Source organism: Synechococcus sp. TAK9802, assembly GCF_014279535.1.
Taxonomy (GTDB): Bacteria; Cyanobacteriota; Cyanobacteriia; order PCC-6307; family Cyanobiaceae; genus Parasynechococcus.
In genome coordinates, this window is the sequence record NZ_CP047937.1 from 2007881 (window position 1) to 2026727 (window position 18847).

Annotated in this window: 15 protein-coding genes; 4 read left to right on the forward strand and 11 right to left on the reverse strand. The window is 58.8% G+C overall.

The window, feature by feature from the left end; genetic code table 11:
• Nucleotides 1-16 precede the first annotated feature (16 nt).
• The 3 genes from SynTAK9802_RS11570 to SynTAK9802_RS11580 are packed head-to-tail and all read right to left on the reverse strand — an operon-like array spanning nt 17 to nt 2598.
• Nucleotides 17-1669 (reverse strand): AarF/ABC1/UbiB kinase family protein, encoded by a 1653-nt coding sequence (locus tag SynTAK9802_RS11570; protein ID WP_186496367.1) that lies wholly within the window; start codon nt 1667-1669, stop codon nt 17-19.
• Complete coding sequence (locus tag SynTAK9802_RS11575) at nt 1669-1980, reverse strand: hypothetical protein (RefSeq protein WP_186496370.1); 312 nt, start codon at nt 1978-1980, stop codon at nt 1669-1671. Before SynTAK9802_RS11575 ends, SynTAK9802_RS11570 begins: the two co-directional genes overlap by 1 nt.
• A 45-nt stretch (nt 1981-2025) precedes the next feature.
• Complete coding sequence (locus SynTAK9802_RS11580; RefSeq protein WP_186496372.1) at nt 2026-2598, reverse strand: hypothetical protein; 573 nt, start codon at nt 2596-2598, stop codon at nt 2026-2028.
• Between the two features lie 203 nt (nt 2599-2801).
• Between SynTAK9802_RS11580 and SynTAK9802_RS11585 the strand changes: the two genes are divergently transcribed.
• Entirely contained in the window at nt 2802-4358 is a 1557-nt protein-coding gene (locus SynTAK9802_RS11585) for a site-specific integrase (protein ID WP_186496374.1), read from the forward strand.
• A gap of 450 nt (nt 4359-4808) precedes the next feature.
• Here SynTAK9802_RS11585 and SynTAK9802_RS11590 read toward each other — a convergent pair whose 3' ends face one another.
• The 4 genes from SynTAK9802_RS11590 to argJ form a co-directional block, all read right to left on the reverse strand.
• The gene (locus SynTAK9802_RS11590; RefSeq protein ID WP_186496376.1) at nt 4809-5585 is read right to left on the reverse strand and encodes an SHOCT domain-containing protein; all 777 of its coding nucleotides are present in this window, start codon (nt 5583-5585) and stop codon (nt 4809-4811) included.
• A gap of 52 nt (nt 5586-5637) precedes the next feature.
• A complete protein-coding gene (locus tag SynTAK9802_RS11595; RefSeq protein ID WP_186496378.1) occupies nt 5638-6141 on the reverse strand; it encodes a recombinase family protein in 504 nt (167 codons plus the stop codon).
• A 1246-nt stretch (nt 6142-7387) separates the two neighbouring features.
• On the reverse strand, nt 7388-8104 hold the full coding sequence (locus SynTAK9802_RS11600) for an FkbM family methyltransferase (RefSeq protein ID WP_186496380.1): 717 nt from the start codon (nt 8102-8104) through the stop codon (nt 7388-7390).
• 186 nt (nt 8105-8290) lie between these two features.
• Nucleotides 8291-9493 (reverse strand): bifunctional glutamate N-acetyltransferase/amino-acid acetyltransferase ArgJ, encoded by a 1203-nt coding sequence (argJ, locus tag SynTAK9802_RS11605; RefSeq protein WP_255487764.1) that lies wholly within the window; start codon nt 9491-9493, stop codon nt 8291-8293.
• Nucleotides 9494-9543: 50 nt separating this feature from the next.
• Here argJ and coaE point away from each other — a divergent pair, with 50 nt between their 5' ends.
• Nucleotides 9544-10170 (forward strand): dephospho-CoA kinase, encoded by a 627-nt coding sequence (gene coaE / locus SynTAK9802_RS11610; RefSeq protein ID WP_186496384.1) that lies wholly within the window; start codon nt 9544-9546, stop codon nt 10168-10170.
• On the opposite strand, the gene SynTAK9802_RS11615 is transcribed toward coaE, so the two are convergent.
• A complete protein-coding gene (locus SynTAK9802_RS11615; protein ID WP_186496386.1) occupies nt 10167-10988 on the reverse strand; it encodes a 2OG-Fe(II) oxygenase in 822 nt (273 codons plus the stop codon). The genes coaE and SynTAK9802_RS11615 overlap by 4 nt on opposite strands.
• Nucleotides 10988-12469, reverse strand: a complete 1482-nt coding sequence (gene gatB, locus SynTAK9802_RS11620) for an Asp-tRNA(Asn)/Glu-tRNA(Gln) amidotransferase subunit GatB (RefSeq protein WP_186496388.1) — start codon at nt 12467-12469, stop codon at nt 10988-10990. The genes SynTAK9802_RS11615 and gatB overlap by 1 nt, the downstream gene beginning before the upstream one ends.
• A gap of 91 nt (nt 12470-12560) precedes the next feature.
• Between gatB and thiO the strand changes: the two genes are divergently transcribed.
• Entirely contained in the window at nt 12561-13673 is a 1113-nt protein-coding gene (gene thiO / locus SynTAK9802_RS11625) for a glycine oxidase ThiO (protein WP_186496390.1), read from the forward strand.
• 4 nt (nt 13674-13677) lie between these two features.
• Here thiO and ndk read toward each other — a convergent pair whose 3' ends face one another.
• Complete coding sequence (gene ndk / locus SynTAK9802_RS11630) at nt 13678-14133, reverse strand: nucleoside-diphosphate kinase (protein ID WP_025362563.1); 456 nt, start codon at nt 14131-14133, stop codon at nt 13678-13680.
• A gap of 122 nt (nt 14134-14255) precedes the next feature.
• Here ndk and speA point away from each other — a divergent pair, with 122 nt between their 5' ends.
• Complete coding sequence (gene speA / locus SynTAK9802_RS11635) at nt 14256-16184, forward strand: biosynthetic arginine decarboxylase (RefSeq protein WP_186496392.1); 1929 nt, start codon at nt 14256-14258, stop codon at nt 16182-16184.
• On the opposite strand, the gene alaS is transcribed toward speA, so the two are convergent.
• Nucleotides 16175-18844 carry an alanine--tRNA ligase gene (alaS, locus tag SynTAK9802_RS11640; RefSeq protein ID WP_186496394.1) on the reverse strand — a complete coding sequence of 890 codons (2670 nt, stop codon included), beginning with the start codon at nt 18842-18844 and terminating at the stop codon, nt 16175-16177. The two genes, speA and alaS, sit on opposite strands and share 10 nt — an antisense overlap.
• Nucleotides 18845-18847: the final 3 nt, after the last annotated feature.

The following is an 18847-nucleotide window of genomic DNA, read 5'->3' on the forward strand; positions in this document are numbered from 1 at the left end:
GGCCTCCGACGAACGTTCAACGGTTGGAACCGGGCAACTGCTCCAACCGTTGATCACGACGGATCTTGACCTGCATTCGGAACCAGCCCAAGCCCACCGGCACGGCAGCAGCAGCGGGAAGAAGTGACCAGAGCGGGCGGGCACTGGCACCCACAATGGCGGTGGCCAAAGCCAGGCATCCGAGCAACACAGATTGGCCGATTGATTGCTGGGCCAGGGCCATCCGGCGGAACTGACGGTCCGATTCGCCCAGCCGCACCTGGAGCTGAAGATCCCCCTGCTCCAGACGTTCCAGACTTTCATCCAAGCGCCGCGGGAAGGCCGCAGCGCGGCTGCTGAGGGCCCCGACCTGACGGCCGAGTTCGTTGAACAGATCGTTGCTGCCGGAGCCGCTGGAGGTCATGAGTGGAAGGAGATAAGGCTTGGCGATCGCCACCAAGCTAAAAGCGGGATCAAGGCTGCGGCCAACACCCTCGAAGGTGGACAACGCCCGCATCACGAAGATCAGCTCAACTGGCAGACGAAAGGGCTGGCCATAGACCAGGTCGTAGAGATCGCCGGAGAGTTTGTCGATCACGTTGGCCGTGAAGGGTGGGGTGAGGGCCTCCTGCAGCATCAGCCGCACGAGTCGGCGCACCGGACCCACATCAATGCCGCCAGAGATCACACCGGCCGCCTGCATCTCCTCCACCAATGCCGCTGAATCCCTCGCAGCAGCAGCGCGAACCATGGCTCCCAGACGTCGACGCAGGCCGTCCGACAACAACCCCATCATCCCGAAGTCGTAGTAGATGAGCGCTCCATCACTCGCCACGGCGAGGTTGCCGGGATGGGGGTCGGCATGGAAGAAACCAAACCTCACCAACTGCTTGAGATAACTGGCTGCACCCACCTCAGCCACCGCGGCCGGATCAACGCCGGCTTCGAGCAACGCCTCACGGTCGTTGACCTTGATACCGGGCAGGTAGTCGAGGCACAGCACACGGCGCGTGCTCAACTCCCAGACCACACCGGGGATTCTGATGCGTTCGTCATCCAGAAATTGCTGACGAAAACGAGCGGCGTACTGCGCCTCAACGCGGAAATCGAGCTCACGCAGCAGCACACGTCGACATTCCCGTGCCATCGCCGGCCAATCCCGACCACGCCCCCAACTGGGATTGCGTTGCAGCACAGCTGCCACCTGCTGCATCACCTCCAGATCAAGGCGAAACAGGCGATCGAGCCCAGGGCGCTGCACCTTGAGCACCACCTGCCGGCCACTGCGCAGGCTGGCGCGATGCACCTGGGCCAGCGAGGCTGCACCCAAGGGTTCGGGATCCAGATCGATCACCTCGGCACAGCGCGGCCCCAGCTCTCGCTCGAGCACGGTCTGCACCTGATCAAAACTGAAGGCCGGAACGCTGTCTTGCAGCGCTGCCAGCTCGGCCACCCAGCCCGCGGGGAGGATGTCTGGGCGGGCGGAGAGCAGTTGCCCCAGCTTGATGAAGGCGGAGCCCAGAGACAGCAACTCAGACGTCAACCAACGGGCTCGCTGTTGCTGACGGCGGCCACGACGCTCGACGGTGACACCGCCGCGGTAGGTCCAGGACTGGCCATCCCACCAAAGCAGCAGCAGCAGCGTCAGGACAGCGCGCCAGATGCGGAGCGCTCGCAGCAGGCCGAGCATCAGGGGCGTGCCTCGATCGCTTGGCTCAGATCAGCCACCGTGGCCCGAAGACGATCGATCACCGCCTGTGGGTTGTCCGACGGTTCCGAGGCCGACGCCCCATCTGTGCTCACCGTGACCTGATCACCCCGTTCAATCCGTTCCGCTTCGGCACGCACCTCGTCCTGAAACAGATCCCATTCCTGGCGCAGCCGTTGCGGGGCGTCTTGCGCTAGCACCGCCAACTCCGCTGCAGCGTCCGCAAAGCCGTGACCAAGGCGCGCACTGATGCGGTTCACCGTGGCGCGAATCAAGGCCTCCGACGAGCCCATGGACCGATTGCAGACAGCTTCAACTGTGGCAGATCCAACCGGAGATCAGGGCTGAGGCGGGGTCATGGGCTCAATGACTTCGAAAAAGGCTTCCGCGCCGGGGGGCAGCACCAAAGGTTCCGGCTCAGCCACCAACACCGGTGAATCACCGTCTGGAACAACAACAGCCGGCATCACCTCAATGGACTCCTCAGGAAGCACCAGGGAATCGGCGTTGCTGTCGTCAAGCTCGGGGACGATGGTTTGGGGGTCCGACCAGGCGGGGGCTGTCCAGACCGGAGGTTCGGGCGTCTGCAGGGCCACAGCGGGTTTGGGAGTCTCCTTGACCGCTGGCTTGACCGGGCGGCTTGCAGCCTCGGCAGCTTCTAGGGCTGTGACATCCACTTGCAGGGACGAATCATCGTCACTGAACCGAGCCCGAATCTCCTGCAGGGAATCCCCTGGAAACGCAAGCGGTGTGAAGGCCTCAGGAACAGGGTCCTCAGCATTGGTCTGCAGTGTCAGCACCCGCTCGGTGATGCCGTAACCAAGGGCGAAACAACAACCAGCCACCAGGGGCCCCAACCAGAAACGTGCCTTCGCCTCAACAGGAGCGTCAGGGGAGCTGGTCTTGTCCACGGATGGGTCTGACGAAGACTCGGATTGTGACAGGGATTCAAAACAGAAACTTCAGGTGGTGTAGTCGGCGTTAATGGATACGTATCTAGGTATTTGATTCGTCAACAGGGTTTTCTCCAGATAAAGTGGCCGTGATCAAAGTGTGAGCAGATCTTGGTTTTCCCACCATCACTGGGATCTGCCTCCTCAGGCGTAAGCAAGGCGTGAGCAAAAGCACCGCTGCCAACACGAAGGTTTTGGATCGGTGCGATCTCCAATACGGGCGTGCTCACAACGCTTATGTCTTCAGAGATGGGCAGCGTCACGGCAAGTGGTGTCTCTACTTCCTGAATAAGGAGAGAGGGAAGCGGCATCGCTTTTTACTAAAGAAACCCAATGGGTCCATCCCTAATCCGACGCCAGCAGGTAGGGAAGACGCCCTGGAGTTGGCATTCGAGAAATACGTTGAGCTCAGATCCAAGACGGATCGTGGTGAAGAGGTCAACGTCCTGACCCTTCGCGAGATGGTCGTTTCCTTTCTGGAGAAGGAAGAGCGTCGGATCTCATCTCGTCCCCACGAGGGCATCACTGCAGCGAGGTATCGACTGATCAGGACTCAGTGTCAGCACTACCTGGACTACTGCTGCCGTCCAGGTGGAGGTGGGTCGGGGAAACAGGTCCATACCCTTCGCCGAGGTCACCTGGAAACGTATGAGTTGTGGCGTCAGGAGCAGACCGATGCCCTGGATAAGCAAGGCAGGAAACTTCCCAGACCAGGGACCATCAACAACGAGTTATCGACCATCGGTCGGATGTGGAGGGAAATCGCCCTGAGCGAGGGTTTCATCGATCGTGGGCAACTCCCTGATCTCCCTTCAGCAAGAGCAAAGGCGTCCAAAGGGGAGTCGTATCGACGCTCTGCCTTCACTGCTCAGGAGTGGGTGCAACTCGAGAAGTCAGCGCGGCTTTATTGGAGCAAGGGTGTAAGCAGATACGACCAGGACGGCAAACCCTTGGGCTTTCACCCGATCACGAAAGGTCCCAACCAGGGCAAAGACAGCAAGCGACCGATCCTTCGGGACACCCTCTTCAGCGTCAATAAGGGAAAAGGCACCAAGCAGTCGCCTCGAGCGAGGCAACAGCTTGAGCACAGGCAAATGCTCTACCTCGCGATGCGGATCTCAATGGAATCAGGCATCCGAATCGGATCTCTACGTCAGATGAGGTGGTCACACGTAAGTGCAAACCCGACCCTCAGTGCTGAAGACCAGAAGGTTTGGTGCTTGATCGAGGTGCCTGCCGAAAACACCAAGACAGGTCGTTGGTATGAGTTTTCAGCACCAGTGGTGGCGCACCTGGATCAAATGAAGAAGATCGCGCAACCCAAGTCCAAGAGCGATCTGCTCTTCACCAACAGGAAGACGGGGAAACCCTTTAGCGATCGCCTTTGGAGAGATGGTCTCTTCGAAGCGATGGTCGAAGCAGGTCTTGCTCAGTGGGCTGAAGACGACTCCAACAACCTCAGGAAGATCGACATCCACTCAGGGAAAACCCTCTCCTGGTATTCCTTCCGCCACACCTTCATCACGCTGTCATTGGAGCGTGGGGTGCCACTGGCAACTCTCTGTGCCAACTGCGATACGTCAATGCAATACGTCGAGCAGCACTACTTCCACTACGACGCCAAGCGAGCGACAGACAAACTCTCCACAGGTCGCTTACGCCTGAAGACAGCGATCGGCAATGACTGGATGAAGGACACCTGGATAGGAGACGCCTAATCAGCACAAAAAAGATCACTCGCCACGATCTTTGCTTGCTGAAAGTGTGGTGCAGAAGAGGGTGAGAAGTAGCGAGCACCAGTGGTGGGCACAACGATTTGACGCTCCCAGGTGAAGTGCCCCGTCCTACACAGCACGTCAAATTCCATTGCCCCGACATCCTTGCCCTGAAGGTTGATCTAAAAGATCAAACGCTTGCTCTCAGCAAGTGAATCCCATTCGGAGTTGATCAGACGTGCCTCAAGAGCAGTGCTGTAGACGCCGTAGTTGTGATAGTCACCGACCCTGACCCATTCGCCCTGAGCAAACGCAGCATTAGTCAAAAACAGAGCCAGGAAAATCCCAGAAAACAAAAACCTTACGAAGTAATCATTTCTGCGACCAAGGAATTTGCACGCTTGGCAGCGCGGACGAGGCACAACCATAGACCAAAGTCTTTACTCAAACAACTCAGAAATTTTGGGTGCCTTTTGAAAGAAGTTTTGACTTCATTTCGTTAAACTCGACATCACTTATCACGCCTTGATCCATAAGATTTTTGAGTTTCACAAGCTCGTCAGCAACAGATACAGACAAAGAATCCGAAGCCTGGCTCGCCTGGGGAGCAGAAGGAGCCATACCTCCTCCAGCAAACATCACACCGCCTGCAGCAGCGCGCGTTTCTTCCATTTCCCTAATCCTTCTCTTCTCCTCCCAAGCCTGCTCTTCTTTCTGAGCAATCTTATACATCTCAGTCGCAACCTCGACCGACGGATGGACGACTACGCCCATAAACTGAGCCTTAAAGGAAAGCTTAGAGCCACAGACAGAAGGCAATACATATTCAGAAACCTGCGCATCCTTAAGGTCTTTCCACTGAAAATCTTTCATCTTGAATCCTCCCAGCAGACCTCTCTCTAGGCGAATAACCCTTGACGTAGTGATTCCAAATACTTGACGACGTGAGAAAAGAGCAAAAGGACGACAGTCAACTCCTTTCGAAAGCAAACCCTCTCCCTCCATCAATGTGTCCTGGAGTTTGGCGTAAGCCTTTTCAACCCTTTTACTACCGCCAACGAAAGCGAAATAACCCCAAAAACCTATTATCGCAAAAGCCAGGAAATACCCCAAAACTCCTAAATCTGCAACCCAAAAAGACGGGCCCAGAATTATTACAAGCAAAAACCACCCTACAAAACACCAGAAAAGGTTGACTACTCCCGCCATTGTTGCAGTAAAGGCTTCCAAGCTTCACTATACCTGGCTGGCTTTTAACAGGCAACGATTGATGAAGGAAATATCACTGCTCAGACTCGCAAAGAATTCTACGAATTGTTGCCAAACCCATTCCAGTTTTTAATCGAAAAGTCCTGCAAGAGTCACCAGCAGCGCGCAGAGACAACACCAAATCAGCTCTCACCTGACTGGTCTTGGGGCGTCCACTAAGGGAGCCACCAGTGCGCTTGCGATGAGCAATGGACTCCAGGGTCCTTTCCCTGATGAGCTCCCTTTCCACCTCAGCAAGACCCGTAAGGAGTCCCACAACAAGCGGTGTCATCTCTGCTCTGGTACTCAGCAAGTCCCTTAAGCGGTCCAGGAACTGCTCTGTATAAGTCTCCTTTGCCTTCCAGTTCAGATCTGCTGGATTGCTGTATTCCTTGCCCTCAAGACCAGACCAGAGTTCATCAGACCCTCCAGTCCTGTCTTTGAGTTTGGCGATTTTCTTTCTTCGCTTATCTTGCTTATTCTTGGACGCCTTTGCTTCTACTGCAAAGGTCGGAAAGGAAATCAGGTCTCTCTTCATCGGTCACCTCATAGGTTTTGTTGATCTCGGGATTGACTTGGGCTGCACCATCATCAATCGGATCAAGCAAGAACAAAGCATCAAGCGATCGCAAGGTCTCTTGCTCATCTAGCGAAAACAAAATCATATTGATCTCATTAATACGCTGATGAATGTATCGCCTAACCTTTGAGTGACCAGGAGACCCTTTTATAGATCTAAATGATCCTCATACCATTTACAAGTAGCGAGTAGTGCATCCTGGTCCATATCACATCTGATGAGTAAAATGCTTACCGTGATATTCTCTCAATGCCTGCTTATAGACAGCGGATTTTGTCATCCATGTCTTACGCACCAGGTCTTGCTCTAGAGCACGAAAATAGGGAACCTCTCTAGAATTAAAAGATACACTTGAAGAAGGTGTCTTTGCCTGGTTCATAATTCTATCTAGTGGAAACACATAAAACAAAAAGAGGTCCTGGACAAAACAATCTGCTGATAGATAACACGCTAAGGACACAAGGTAAGTCCTTTTATTTCAACAATAAAATCCATTTAAAACTTCTGGCCAAAAAAGAGCAGAAGACATCCAGAAAACAACCCATGCGGATAAAACGCGGATGCAAAACCCCATTCTTATTTAGCAATCATCCTTGCCAATAGCATCTTAAAGAGTAACTAGAAGACAACCTTGAAGGCGGATGTATATTGATTTATAAGGGTAAACCGCTAGAAACAGTTAATGATAAAAGATTGCAATACTTTTGCAACATTAAACGGTCTTAGATTGTGTCAATAAAGGAAAATCAGTATCACCATTGCTAACAACACTGAGATATTCATTCCTCTCGTATTTTGACAAGAATTGTAGATAGGTTATTTTCTCGTTGCAGCATCTAGACAAAAAGGTTCCATTGAACCTATTTACATAGAGAAAAGCATTCCGATTCTGCTTTTTGCCACCACCACAGATAGGGCAACGAATCCTCCAACACTCTGTCCCTTCGGGGTTTGTATGAGTGTGTTTGCCAACTAGATACTGCAAGCATCTGATGCTCTTAATGCAGTCCACATGTCCTCCATTCTTAGGGTCGGCAAATCGCAGCAGGATTGCCAACTTTTCAGAGTTGGACCAAGCGGTTCTGCATCGGTGTTGCTATCAACGAGAAGCGTTAATCTATCGCCTCAACAAATACCAATGCCCTTGATGAACAGGTTCATAATTACTTTACGCTTTCGGGTTTCGCTAGAATAAGATTCGTAGCTAAAAACTTCCGTAAAGCGGACCGGGAGACCTTAATTCGTAAATGCCCTTCTTCCTGAGAACATATACTTTGTAACCAATCGATTTGCAAATATCAAATATTTTTGAGGGATCACTTCCTGTGAATCTCCAGAACCTGCTGCATTCAATTTGGACAACGGGGCTGTACTTTTGAAGGGTCGCCAAAGATCCCTCAAGGACTTTCAGATCATACCCATCCGTATCGATTTTTATGAAATCTGGCTTTATATCTTTTTTTGATGACACTTCATCGATTGTTACGGTCGCGATATTGTGCTGCTTAAATAATTTAGAGCTATTGCCACGGCTTGGGTCCGCATTAGCTCCGCCACCTTTTTGAAATATAGCAATCTCTTCACCGCATATATTTGATGCTGCAGATTGTATTAATTCTGCTTCTGGATGAAGGCTTTTGATTTTTTGAGCAAATTCTGGCACCGCCTCTATTGCAACAATTCTTGCGTTGGGATTGTATTTTTTAATCAGGCTGAGATAATCGCCGTAATTTGCGCCAACGTCGATGGCTTGATTTATTCTCCCGCGTAAATTTGAATGTAGCCACTGCTCGCCTGTTTCATTAAAAGCTGCACCTGCTCTTCTGAAAAGTGGCGAGCCCTGCGCGTTGAGGCACCATGTTGTCAATAAATAAGACAATTTGCTTGCCATTTCAAATATCAATGGATTCAGTTGCCTCATGTTTCGAGTAAAAGCTCTTATAGGGAGAGAGCCTTACTATAATTCAAGTTGTTGTCATAGAGAAGTGTTAATTCTTCGCCTCAACAAATACATTACGCCCTGAGTTGCGTTGCGTGTCTAGCGTGAGCAAAACGTGAGCACCATGCCTGCATCGCTGACTTTGACTGCTCTCACTACGTTTTTTGCTTAAGTTGTGTAGTCGGCGTTGATGCGCACGTACTGATCCGAAAGGTCACATCCCCAGGCCTGACCACAGCCGGAACCATGCCCCAGGCCGAGGCGAATCGGAACATGCTCCTGCCTCAGAACGTCGCTGGCTGCAGCGCGATCAAAGGCCACAGGTTGGCCATCCGCCATCAATTGATGGGGCCCAATCCAAAGAGCAACCGCATCCGGATCGAAGGACACGCCAGAGCGGCCTGCTGCCGCCACGATCCGTCCCCAGTTCGGATCCCGGCCATGGACTGCGGTCTTAACCAGGGACGAGCCACAGACCGTGCGGGCCACCTGCAACGCCGCGGCCTCATCAACCGCACCCTCCACCTTCACGTCGATCAGACAGGTCGCCCCTTCGCCATCCCGGGCAATGGCCTGAGCCAGCTGCTGCATGGCCTGGGTGAGGCCCTGTTCCAGGACGGCATGGTGCTGTTGGGCCAGCACTGGGCCTGCCGCGAAGGCCAGCACGGTGTCGTTGGTGCTGGTGTCTCCATCAACGGTGATGGCGTTGAAGGAACGCTGCACCGCACGCTGCACCATGCCCTGCCAAACACCGGCGTCGACGCCGGCATCGCAACTGAAAAAGCCGAGCATCGTGGCCATGTCGGGGTGAATCATTCCCGAGCCTTTGGCCATCCCTCCGATGCGAACCCGACGCCCCTCCAGTTCCAGTTCAAGCGCCACCTGCTTGTCCACCAGATCGGTGGTGAGGATGGCGTTGGCTGCGGCATCACCACCCGCGTCATCCAAGGCTTCCACCAAAGGAGCCAATCCGGCCAGAAGGGTGGGCATCGGAATCGGCACACCGATCACACCAGTGGAGCAAATCAACACCGACTCCGCATCAACGCCGAGTTGATCGGCCAGCACCTGGGTGGCGCGCTGACTGTCGACCAAACCGCGATCGCCGGTGCAGGCATTGGCCTGACCAGAGTTGATCAACACGGCACGGGCCTGGCCGGCAGTACTGATGAGGCGATCACGGCAGAGATCAACACAGGCCGCCCGCACCACGGACGTGGTGAAGGTGCCCGCACAAACCGCCACCTCCGGTGCCAGAACCAGCGCCAGATCAGGCTTACCCGAGGGCTTCAGACCGGCAACGATGCCGGCCGCCTGGAACCCATGCGGTGCCGTCACACCACCCGGGATCGGTTGCCAAGAAGAAGCCATCGCCACCGCTGATCCGCCGCGAGACACTGGGTGCATCCTGCTCCGACACCATGGCGCCTGGCGAGCCGTTCTCGCAACGACGCATCGGACTCACGGGCGGGATTGCCAGCGGCAAGAGCAGCGTGGGCCGTTGGTTGGCGCAGCAAGGTCTACCGGTGTTGGATGCGGATCAATTCGCCCGAGAGGCCCTCGCACCCGGTCGCCCGGCCACGACCCGCGTGATGCAGCGGTATGGCGCTGGAGTCCAGGCTGAAGGGGGCGCAGCCGTCGACCGCGCTGCCCTGGGTCGGATCGTGTTCCAGGACCCCGCGGAACGGCGGTGGCTCGAGCAACTGATTCACCCGATCGTGCGGGAGCGCTTCGACCAAGAACTCGACCTCCATGCCAAGACACCAGCCGTTGTGCTGATGATTCCGCTGTTGTTCGAAGCGGGGCTGGAGTCGCTCTGCAGCGAAATCTGGCTGGTCGACTGTGATGCATCCCAGCAGCTCGAACGCCTGATCGCGCGGGACGGGCTGAGTCCTGAGGCTGCTCAAGCCCGCATCGCCGCCCAATGGCCCCTGATCCGGAAACGGGGCTTGGCGGATCACGTGATTGCCAATCGAGGCCAACCCGGTGTCTGGAAAACCCAGGCCTTGGGTCTGCTCAACGCAACGGGGGCAGCAGATCCCGGTTAGCCGTTCCTCCCGAAGTCGGCACGGAACCACTTGGTGATCACCCATTTGTGGCCCGCCTGCACCGGTAAGGCCTCATGCAGCGTGAAGGGGTTGGGAGTGCCATCGGCCTGGAGGTTGTTCCAGGCCAACGCCATTCCAGGCACAGGCGTGAACGAGCGCCCCAGGCGGCGGAACAACGTCTCTCCACCCCGCTCCACAGGGTTGAGATAAACCATCACCGTCCACGTGCGTTGCCCACCACTGTCGGTGTGGGTGGCGTATTCCTCCGTGCCCGGCGTAAACCAATCCGTGTGTTCCTTGAAGTATTCGCCGGGGTCGTAGCGCTGCCCCTGAATCGGTTCCGAGAGGCGCGGATCCACGCCGAACAAGGCCGCAAAGCGCTGATCAAGGCTCGCCGCCAGCTGGGGATGGTTTTGGCGCAAATGACAGGTGCGACTGGTGCGGTAATCGCTGCTGCCGCGGGTCACCGTTGACGGCTGCAGTGACGCGTTGATGGCGTCGATCACCTGCTCGCATTCCTCGTGGCTGAACAGCCCTGGCAGCTCATAGACCTGGGCCAGCGACGTATCCAACCGCCAGGCGCGAGGCCGGTGCTCTGGCCGGGTGAGGGGGGCCTCGAACCAGGCGAGCCAATCGGGCGATGGTGGGTTCGTGGCTGTAAGCCCAAGGGACGACGAAACGAGAACTGCCGCAATCGCCTCTTGCGCAAACCCCTGGTCGAGGGCCCGCTGCATCAAGCCTTCAGGATCACAGCCGCGATCCCGGTTCTGCAGCAGCCATTCCTTCCAGGCATCGGGAATGGCTACCGCTCCGCTCATCAACCCTTGAGCTTCTTGCTCAGAATCTGGTTGGCGAGCTTGGGATCCGCCTTACCGCCGGTCTTCTTCATCAACTGTCCAACGAAGAAGCCCTGCAGCTTGGTCTTGCCGCCGCGGAAGGCCTCCACCTCATCGGGGTGGGCCCCCAACAGCTCATCAACGATGGCTTCGATCGCCGCCGGATCGCTGATCATGCCGAGACAGCGCTCGTCGACGATCGCCTTGGGTGAGCCGCCTTTCTCAAGCAGCTCCGGAAGGATCTCCTTGGCGATCTTGCCGCTGATCTTGCCGCCATCGATCAGTTGGACCATCTCGGCCAACTGCTCCGGCCGGAAGGGCAGTGCGGCATAGCTGAGTCGATTGCTATTCACATGGGCGGCGATGTCGCCGGTAATCCAGTTCGCCGCAAGCTTGGCGTCAGCGCCGGCACCCACCACGGCCTCGAAATAGTCGGCCATCGGTCGCTCATCAGTGAGCACCCGCGCGTCGTACTGGGAGAGACCCAGCTCATCGGCGTAGCGATGCCGCTTGGCCGACGGAAGCTCAGGCAATTCAGCGCGCCAGGACTCCCGCTGATCCGCGCTCACCTCAATCGGGCCGAGGTCGGGATCCGGGAAGTAGCGGTAATCGCTGGCGCCTTCCTTGCTGCGCATGCTCTTGGTGAGCTGCTTGCCCTCATCCCAGAGGCGGGTCTCCTGAACGATCGGCTCACCGGTTTCGTAGGCCTTGATCTGACGCTTGATCTCGTACTCGCAGGCCTTTTGGATGGCCGAGAACGAGTTCATGTTCTTGATCTCCACCTTCGTGCCGAAGGGCGCATCCGGCCCCCGTCGCACGGAGATGTTGACGTCGCAACGCAGAGATCCCTCCTGCATGTTGCCGTCACTCACCCCCAAATACCGCATGATCCGGCGGATCTCCGAGGCGTACTCCGCCGCTTCACGGCCGGTGCGCAGGTCCGGCTTGCTGACGATTTCCGCCAAGGCCACACCGGCCCGGTTGTAGTCCACGAGCGAATGGGTGGAACCCGCCAGGCGGTCGCTGCCGGCATGCACCAACTTGCCGGCGTCCTCCTCCATGTGCAGTCGTTCGATGCCGATTTTCTTGAGATAGGTGTCCTTTCCCTTCTCCGCCACTTCCACCTCGATCCAGCCCTCCTCGGCGATCGGCTGGTCGTACTGGGAGATCTGGTAGTTCTTCGGCAGATCTGGATAGAAGTACTGCTTGCGGTCGAACTTGCTGTGTTCGGCGATGTTGAGGTTCAGCGCCATCGCTGCCTTCACGGCGTACTCGAGCACCTTCTGGTTCAGCACCGGCAATGTGCCAGGCAGACCGCACACCACCGGGTCGATGTGGGTGTTGGGGTCATCACCAAAGGTGGTGGACGCCGCCGTGAAAATTTTGCTGTCCGTTCCCAGCTGCACGTGGGTCTCGAGACCGATCACGGCCTCCCAGGCCGGTTGGGTTGCTGCGTCGGCCATGCGCCCGTGATGTGAAGCAGATTCCGGGATCCTATGGAATCAGGATGAAGCCCTCTCCTGACACCATGACCAGCAAGGGCCTTTCTTGCGCATGACTGCCGCCTCTGCCTCAGCCGTCTGTGTTTTGGGCGGGGGACTGATGGGCTTAGCCGTTGCCCATCAGCTGGCCCGTCGCGATCAGAGCGTGACCGTGATCAGCCGCCGCCGCAGCGAAGCAGCAGGCTTTGTGGCTGCAGGGATGCTGGCGCCCCATGCCGAAGGCTTGAGCGGCAACCTGTTGGAGCTGGGTCAAGCCAGCCTCGCGCTGATCCCCCGCTGGGTGGCGCAGATCGAGGCGGACAGCGGCCTGAGCTGCGGCCTGCGCACCAGCGGCATCGTGGTGCCGTTCCGAACAGCGACCGAGCGGGACGCTTACCCCACCGCCAGCCTTGGGCAAACCCTGGACCGCACCGGCCTTGAGCGGGAAGTCCCAGGTTTGGGGCCGGAGTGGAGCACCGGGCTGCTGTTCGAGCAGGACGGCCAGATCGACAACCGCAGGCAGTTGATGCGGGCCCTAGAGCGGGCCTGCGTGTCCCTGGGCGTGCAGTTCATGGAAGGAGCCGAAGTGCTTGATCTGGAGCGGGAGTCCGCCGGACAGCTCTGCGGCATCCATCTGCGCAGCGCCGAAGGAGAACAGCAGCAACTGCGCTGCCAGCAAGCGGTGCTCTGCAGTGGCGCCTGGAGCCAACAACTGGTGCCGCAACTGCCCGTGTTCCCAGTGAAAGGGCAGATGCTGTCGCTGCAGGGTCCGCGGGAGGCACTGAAGCGGGTGATCTTCGGCCCCGGCACCTATCTGGTTCCACGCGAAGACGGATTGATCGTGGTGGGGGCCACCAGCGAACGGGAGGCCGGATTTGCCGAAGGCCTCACCCCCGATGGCCAGAAACAACTGCAGGCGGGCATCGCCAGCCTGCTGCCAACAGCGGCCACATGGCCCCCGATGGAGCGTTGGTGGGGGTTCCGGCCCTGCACGCCCGATGAAGGCCCCTTGCTCGGCCCTGGTCCGCTACCTGGTTTATGGCTGGCCTGTGGGCATCACCGCAATGGCGTTCTGCTTGCCGCCATCACGGCTGAGCTCACGGCCGGCGGCGTCATGAAAAAAGCCCCCAACGCCGCCGAAGAGGCGTTGTTGGAGGCTTTCCGCTGGAACCGGTTCGAAAACTGAGCGATCAGCCTTCGACGCGCCACTCCTGATCGGAAGGAGACCAGTCGTTCAGCTCAGAGGCTTCAAACCAGAGGCCGATCTCGAAGGCAGCGGTTTCCGCAGCATCGGAACCGTGGATGACGTTGCGGCCGATGTTGACGGCCAGATCGCCACGAATGGTGCCGGGCTCAGCCTCGAGGGGCTTGGTGGCACCGATCAGCTTGCGGGCACTGGCGATCACACCATCGCCTTCCCAGACCATGGCCACCACGGGGCCGGAGGTGATGAAGTCGACCAGACCAGCAAAGAAGGGACGCTCCTTGTGGACGCCGTAGTGCTGCTCAGCCAGGGCGCGGCTGGGGGTGATCTGCTTCAGACCCACCAGCTTGAAGCCCTTGCGCTCAAAGCGGCCGAGGATCTCGCCCACCAGGCCGCGCTGGACGCCGTCGGGCTTGATGGCGATGAACGTGCGTTCGGCCATGGATTGGTGTGAATAAAAAGCGCCGCCATCGTCAGTGCTGGCCACCCCGCTTGGCAAGCACAGGCCTTGGGCAGCGCAGGGAATGTCCCTAGATTCCGGCCATTCACTTCAAGCAGACGCAGGTGTCAGACAGCGAACACTGGTCGATTCAGGACAGTGCTGCGCTGTACGGCCTCGACCGCTGGGGCGATCCGTATTTCTCCATCAATGGGCGCGGCCACATCAGCGTTCAACCCCAAGGGGATCGCGGCGGCAGCCTGGACCTGGTGGATCTGGTGTCAGAGCTGAAAAGCCGCAACCTGGCGCTGCCGTTGCTGATTCGCTTCGACGACATCCTCGAAGACCGTTTGGAGCGGCTCCACGCCGCCTTTGAACGCGCCATCGCGCAGTACAGCTACCCCGGCCGGTATCAAGGCGTCTTCCCGGTGAAGTGCAACCAGCAACACCACGTGGTGGAGGAGTTGGTGAGCTGCGGCAAGCGCTGGAACTTCGGTCTGGAAGCAGGAAGCAAAGCGGAACTGCTGATCGCCCTCTCGCTGCTGGACGACCCCGAGGCGTTGTTGATCTGCAACGGCTACAAGGATCGGCTCTACATCGAGACAGCGATCCTGGCGCGACGTCTTGGACGGCAACCGGTGGTGGTGATTGAACAGCCGGATGAAGTCGACCGGATCATTGAAGCCAGCAAAAGCCTGGGGGCAGCGCCCTACATCGGTGTGCGGGCCAAGCTCTCCAGCCGCAGCACAGGGCGATGGGGCAGTTCCGTCGGCGACAAGGCCAAATTCGGCCTTTCGATTCCCGAGTTGCTGGCCACAGTGGAGCGGCTGCGGGAGAACAACCTGCTCCCCGATCTGCGACTGCTGCACTTCCACATCGGCAGCCAGATCAACGACATCGCCGTGCTCAAGGACGCCCTCCAGGAGGCGGGGCAGATCTATGTGGAGCTCACCCGACTGGGGGCTCCGATGGGGTTCCTGGATGTGGGTGGTGGACTCGGCATCGACTACGACGGCAGCCGCACCGCATCAGCGGCATCCACCAACTACTCGCTGCAGAACTACGCCAACGACGTTGTGGCAACAGTGCGGGAATGCTGCGAACCCAATGGTGTGGCCGTGCCCACGCTAGTGAGCGAGAGCGGCCGCGCCATTGCCAGTCATTTCTCCCTGCTGGTGTTCGACGTGCTGGGAAGTAGCGCGTTACCGGCATCGGTTCCCAAGGCCAGCGGAGATGAACCACTCACCGTTCGCAACCTGCGGGACACCCTCGCCACCATTGAGGAGTTATCGGTGGCAGCGGATGCGCAATTGGTGCGTCTGCAGGAAGCCTGGAACGACGCCTTGAAGTTCAAGCAGGATGCGCTCGCCGCATTCCGGCTCGGGTACATGGGGCTGCCCGACCGCGCCACCGCTGAACAACTGACGTGGGCCTGTGCTGATGCGATTGCGCAGCGACTGCCCAAGGATCAAGCCATCCCGGAAGAGCTCGCAGCCCTCAACAAGGCATTGGCGGGAACGTATTACGCCAACCTGTCGATCTTCCGCTCAGCACCCGACACCTGGGCCATCGACCAGCTGTTTCCAGTGGTGCCCATTCAACAGCTGGATCAACGGCCGACCCGACTGGCCAACCTCGCCGACCTCACCTGTGATTCCGATGGTCGTCTGGATCGCTTCATCGGAGAAGGACAACCGAAACACCTACTGGAGCTGCACGAACTCGACGACAACAACCCCTATCTGATCGGCCTGTTCCTGAGCGGTGCCTATCAGGAGGTGATGGGCAATCTGCACAACCTGTTCGGCACCACCAACGCCGTGCACATTCGCCTCAGCCCCGGCGGTAGCTATCGCATTGACCACGTCGTGCGGGGTGACACCAATGCCGATGTGCTGGAGGCCATGGAGCACGACCCCCGTGCCTTGCTGGAGCGGCTGCGGGTGGCGGCGGAAGCGGCCATCAACAACGGCCAGCTGCGCATCGACGAGTCACGCAGGCTGCTGGATCACCTCGAAAGCAGCCTGCGACAGACAACCTACCTTCAGGACTGAGCCAACGCTGCCGCCAGCTCGGAGCGAGCGGACTCAAGCGCAGCAGGGAGGGCAGCACCATCGCGTCCCCCGGCCTGGGCCAGGTTCGGGCGTCCACCGCCGCCACCGCCGCACTGTTTGGCAATGCCGCCGATGAACTTGCCGGCCTGGAGCTTGGCAGCGATCACCTGCTTGCCGAAGGCCGCCACCAGGATCACCTTGCCCATGTCGCCAGGATCCGGCAGACCGCCGATCACCACGGCCGCACCATCCCCCAGCTGATCCGCCAGGCTCTGGGCTGCACCCTGCAAGCCAGCACCATCCACGCCGTCGAGGCGTTCCACCAGCAGTTGGAAGTCGCCCACGGCCTCGGCCTTAGCGGCCAGAGCGCCGGCTTTCGCCACCGCCAGTTCCGCCTGAGCAGCAGCCAGCGCCTTGCCGGTGGCCTTGAGCTCCTCCTGAAGGGCCGCCACACGATCCACGATCTCGGCCGGCTGGGCCTTGAAGCGATCCCCCAGCTGCTTCACCACTGCATCGCGCTCGTTCAGATACGCGAGCACAGCGGGACCAGCGACGGCTTCAATCCGGCGGATACCGGCCGCAACGCCACTTTCCGCCACGATCTTGAACAGGCCGATCTCAGCGGTGTTGGCCACGTGGGTGCCGCCGCAGAGCTCCATCGACACACCGGGCACGTCGACCACCCGCACCACATCGGCGTACTTCTCACCGAACATCGCCACGGCACCGGCCGCCTTAGCCTGATCGATCGCCATCTCCTGCACCTGCAGCGCGTAGGCCTCATTGATCCAACCGTTGATCAGGGTTTCAACCTGCTGCAACTGATCCGCCGTCACCGCCGTAGGGCAGTGGAAGTCGAAGCGCAGGCGATCGAAATCCACCAGTGATCCAGCCTGGCCGATGCCTGGATCCACCACCTGCTTGAGCGCTGCTTGCAGCAGGTGGGTGGCCGTGTGATTCGCCTGGGCCCGACGCCGGCAGGCACGGTCCACCTGGGCCTTCACGGTGTCGCCCAAGGCGAGCTCGCCGCGTTCCACCCGCCCGGCATGGACGAAAACATCGCGGCTGCGGCTCACCGATTCGATCCGAACAATCAGATCGCTGCCCGCAAGCACGCCGCGATCGCCCACCTGACCGCCGCCTTCTCCATAGAACGGCGTGGTGTCGAGCACCACCTGAACCGCATCACCCGCCTTGGCGGTGCTGGCTGGTTCACCGTTCACCACCAACGCCTGCACACAGGAGGTGTGATCGAGGGCTTCATAGCCCTCGAAACAGGTGGCCGCCTGATCCGCCACCACCTGGTCGATCGCATCCTGCAGGGTGAGGTCGATGCTCACCGCGGCCGCCTTGGCCCGCTGGCGCTGTTCCTCCATCGCCGCCTCGAAGCCATCGAGGTCAACGGCCAGGCCCTGCTCCTCGGCGATCTCCTGGGTGAGCTCCAGCGGAAAGCCATAGGTGTCGTACAGCTCAAAGGCTTGGGCACCGCTGATCTGGGTGGGCTTGGAGGCCAGCACCTCCGCCAGCAACTTCTCACCGCGCTCGAGGGTCTCGAGGAAGCGGGCTTCCTCCCGCTGGAGCTCGGCCAGGATCACCTCCTGGCGCTCGATCACGCTGGGGTGGGCCCCCTTCAGCAGGGCAATCGCCGCCTCGCCCATGGTGACGAGGAAAGGTTTGTCGATGCCCAACAGGCGGCCATGGCGCACCACCCGGCGCAGCAGACGCCGCAGGATGTAGCCGCGGCCCAGGTTGCTGGCGGTGACGCCATCGCAGATCAGCTGCGTCACCGCACGGCTGTGGTCGCCGATCACCTTCAACGACGTCTTGCCCTTGTCGTTGAGCTGGTGGTAGTCGACCCCCGCCAGATCCGCAGCCGCTTGGATCAGCGGAAAGATCAGATCGGTTTCGTAGTTGTTGGGAACCTTCTGCAGGATCTGGGCCATCCGCTCAAGGCCCATGCCGGTGTCGATGTTGCGGTTGGCCAGCGGCGTGAGAGTGCCCCCCGCGTCGCGGTTGTACTGCATGAACACCAAGTTGTAGAACTCGATGAAACGGTCGTCGTCCTCGAGGTCGATGCCCTCATCACCGAGCTCGGGTTTGAAGTCGAAATAGATCTCCGAGCAGGGGCCACAGGGACCGGTAGGGCCGGAGGCCCAGAAGTTGTCGGCCTCATCCATGCGGATGATCCGCTTGGGGTTCACCCCCACCACATCGCGCCAGATCTGCTCGGCTTCGTCGTCTTCCCGGAAGACGCTCACCACCAGGTTCTTGGGGTCGATGCCGTAAACGCCGGTGCTTAGCTCCCAGGCCCACTCAATCGCCTGCTGCTTGAAGTAATCCCCAAACGAGAAGTTGCCGAGCATCTCGAAAAAGGTGTGATGCCTGGCCGTGCGCCCCACGTTCTCGATGTCGTTGGTGCGGATGCACTTCTGCGAACTGGTAGCCCGGGGGCCGGGTCGCTCCTGCTGGCCCAGAAAAACCGGCTTGAACGGCAGCATTCCCGCAATGGTGAGCAGCACCGTTGGGTCTTCGGGAATCAACGAGGCGCTGGCCATCCGCTTGTGGCCGCGCTCGGCGTAGAAGTTGAGGAAAGCCTCACGGATCTCCTCCCCACTGCGCGGTGCAGACGCTGCAGAAGACGACGATGCGGCGGCAACCATGAC

Excerpts from the sequence above, each read along its gene's own strand:
- SynTAK9802_RS11570 (WP_186496367.1), bottom strand. The coding sequence starts at position 1,669 with ATGCTCGGCCTGCTGCGAGCGCTCCGCATCTGGCGCGCTGTCCTGACG.
- SynTAK9802_RS11575 (WP_186496370.1), bottom strand. The coding sequence starts at position 1,980 with ATGGGCTCGTCGGAGGCCTTGATTCGCGCCACGGTGAACCGCATCAGT.
- SynTAK9802_RS11595 (WP_186496378.1), bottom strand. The coding sequence starts at position 6,141 with ATGAAGAGAGACCTGATTTCCTTTCCGACCTTTGCAGTAGAAGCAAAG.
- SynTAK9802_RS11600 (WP_186496380.1), bottom strand. The coding sequence starts at position 8,104 with ATGAGGCAACTGAATCCATTGATATTTGAAATGGCAAGCAAATTGTCT.
- argJ (WP_255487764.1), bottom strand. The coding sequence starts at position 9,493 with ATGGCTTCTTCTTGGCAACCGATCCCGGGTGGTGTGACGGCACCGCAT.
- coaE (WP_186496384.1), top strand. The coding sequence starts at position 9,544 with ATGGCGCCTGGCGAGCCGTTCTCGCAACGACGCATCGGACTCACGGGC.
- SynTAK9802_RS11615 (WP_186496386.1), bottom strand. The coding sequence starts at position 10,988 with ATGAGCGGAGCGGTAGCCATTCCCGATGCCTGGAAGGAATGGCTGCTG.
- gatB (WP_186496388.1), bottom strand. The coding sequence starts at position 12,469 with ATGGCCGACGCAGCAACCCAACCGGCCTGGGAGGCCGTGATCGGTCTC.
- thiO (WP_186496390.1), top strand. The coding sequence starts at position 12,561 with ATGACTGCCGCCTCTGCCTCAGCCGTCTGTGTTTTGGGCGGGGGACTG.
- ndk (WP_025362563.1), bottom strand. The coding sequence starts at position 14,133 with ATGGCCGAACGCACGTTCATCGCCATCAAGCCCGACGGCGTCCAGCGC.
- alaS (WP_186496394.1), bottom strand. The coding sequence starts at position 18,844 with ATGGTTGCCGCCGCATCGTCGTCTTCTGCAGCGTCTGCACCGCGCAGT.